The organism is Asaia astilbis JCM 15831, from assembly GCF_000613845.1.
Lineage (GTDB): Bacteria > Pseudomonadota > Alphaproteobacteria > Acetobacterales > Acetobacteraceae > Asaia > Asaia astilbis.
The window spans coordinates 1-2,097 of record NZ_BAJT01000040.1 but is presented as its reverse complement, the minus strand read 5'-3'; the positions used below and the strand labels follow the sequence as shown (position 1 = coordinate 2,097).

Below are 2,097 nucleotides of genomic sequence, written 5' to 3'. Positions count from 1 at the left end.
GGGTGTAGAGGGGCGTGATGCCCCGAAGTTTCGTTTTATATCCCGGCACATTCGCCCCGTACTCAAGTAGCCAATGTTCACAGCCTGGAAATTGTGACAGCCAACGGTACGCAACCGGCTCCGCCCCCTCCGCATCCTTCCGGCGCTGCTCTGCCGCGCCTCGAGCCTCGGCTTCTGCAACTCCATCGTTTGCCAACTTGCGCGCCGCATTAATGGGGAAACCGGCCTCCATGTAATGGACGGTCATAGTCTCAATCTGCTCTTCCCGCGTCCGAAACTCCGCGCTCTCCGGCTTCTGTTCGTGGGTCATTTCGATACGCTCCGAACGTCATCCTTTTTGGAAGGCGGCATGTCCCTTGATGGCCTACAATCCATTTGGGGCAGTGCAGTTACGATTTTGAACCACGATAGCTTTGAAACGTCCGTCCATATTTGCTCTTCATACCCGTAACACCAAAGAACTACTCCAGAAGTAAGCTGTCCGTATGCAATAGCCATATGGACAGGATTTCCTTCCCTGAATGACACTTCAGCAACATAATATTTGCCTCGCTCTAGCCTTGTCTCACTCATGCCTGTCTCTCCCCTGCGCTCGTCTTTCCTGTGTCTCGATGCAGGCGCGGATACTGTCCTGCGCCTTCTTCTCTCGTGTCAGGCGGTCCGCGATCTCGTCGTCTCCGGCCTGTGTGGTGGTCTCGTATGCGGCGGTCATGCGGGCGCGTGCTCCAATTCCACCTCGCCGGTTTCGGCATGAAGCTCCGCAAGCGCATCCAAGCGTGCGGTGATCATCCCGGCGATATGATTTTGCAGATCTTCGGGAATCGGCGCGCCTGCCTCCTCAGCGCTCGCAACAATCTCGGTCCATTTCGCTCGGACCTTGACCGCCTGCTCTGGCTGCGTCGCGCGTGCGAGCCAGCCTGAAATCGTCTTTGCGTAGTCCTGCGGCGGTGGCACGCGCTGCGGTTCCGGTGTGATATCAACTGTCTCGCAGCGCTCTTCCTGTGCATCTGCCATCTCTTCCGGTGCATAGACGCCAAGCATGACTTCTGGCGTGTGGCGTCGCGCCCAAACGCGGGCCGCGTGGTAAGTCAGCATCTGGTCCGGGGTCTTCTTCCACCACTGGTTCTCAGTGCGGGCCTCTGACAGCTTGACCTCGACAGTGCGGGCTTTCTTTTCGCCTCGGATGAGGCCGGCGCAGATCACCGCTCTCTTGTCGTCCTCGCCGGTAAACTCATAATTCAGCCGCCCTTCCAGAACTCCGCTCGTCTGGATCGCTGCGGCAACGAGCTTCCCCTCGAAGCACATCTTCCCTTTAACGACTGCGGTAGCCTGCGCCACAGCGAAGGGTGACATCTGCCAACGCATGGCCTGTTCGATCACCATCAGGCAATCGCCGGGGCTGCTCTGAAGGTGCTGCGGCACCATGCGGGCGGATGCCATAGCCTGAGCCAGCTTCATCGCTCCCTGCATACCCTCGATCACGAATGACCCTGGGGCACCGATTGTCGCTACTTCGTTCATTTTCTTGTCCTGATCTGAATGGTTCCAACGGGGGCAGCACCGAGCGTTGCGCCCGGTATCGTCTCTCCGCGTCGGAGGCGTTTCGTGAGTTCGGTCCGGTTCAACTTGTCCGGCTGAGGCGAGAACAGAGCTGGCAATGCAGCTCTCAGCGCCGCCTCGTCCGTGACCATGGCGGGCAGATCGGGGCGCGTTCTTGTGACGAGGTACGGACCGGCCTCGAAGGAGATCGTCCCGCTTTCGTCGCAGGACTGAAGAACGCCCGCACGCAGATCGTCGCTCATGGCCTTGGCGTTCTTCGCAAGAAGGTCCAGCGCCTCGATGCAGAGGATCGCGCCCGTGTCAGGGTCATTCGCGGTCCGCATCTTCTTTATCGCGTCAATCATGCTGTCGAACGCAGGCTTGATGTCTTCCGCGTATGCTCTGTTGGCGATGTCGAGCGTATTCACGCCCCCTCTCCCATAGCCTTAGCCAGAGCCGCGCGAGCCTTGGCGAAAGAGTCAGGCGCAATCCCGCGCTCTTCCAGCTCATCGGCGGTCAGTGCCTCGCGGTCAGGTCTCCGTGCGGCTTCTACGAGAA

At 59.4% G+C, this 2,097-nt stretch carries 4 protein-coding genes; all 4 read right to left on the bottom strand.

What is annotated here, in order from left to right; translation table 11 throughout:
- A partial coding sequence (locus JCM15831_RS23145; protein WP_035774775.1) for a hypothetical protein occupies positions 1-310 on the bottom strand: 310 nt, incomplete at its 3' end.
- Between the two features lie 255 nt (positions 311-565).
- Positions 566-712: a hypothetical protein gene (locus JCM15831_RS21760; protein ID WP_156938936.1), complete on the bottom strand. Its 147-nt coding sequence runs from the start codon at positions 710-712 to the stop codon at positions 566-568.
- Complete coding sequence (locus JCM15831_RS20700; RefSeq protein ID WP_025824907.1) at positions 709-1,521, bottom strand: recombinase RecT; 813 nt, start codon at positions 1,519-1,521, stop codon at positions 709-711. The genes JCM15831_RS21760 and JCM15831_RS20700 overlap by 4 nt, the downstream gene beginning before the upstream one ends.
- Positions 1,518-1,967: a hypothetical protein gene (locus JCM15831_RS15210; RefSeq protein WP_025824906.1), complete on the bottom strand. Its 450-nt coding sequence runs from the start codon at positions 1,965-1,967 to the stop codon at positions 1,518-1,520. The genes JCM15831_RS20700 and JCM15831_RS15210 overlap by 4 nt, the downstream gene beginning before the upstream one ends.
- Positions 1,968-2,097: the final 130 nt, after the last annotated feature.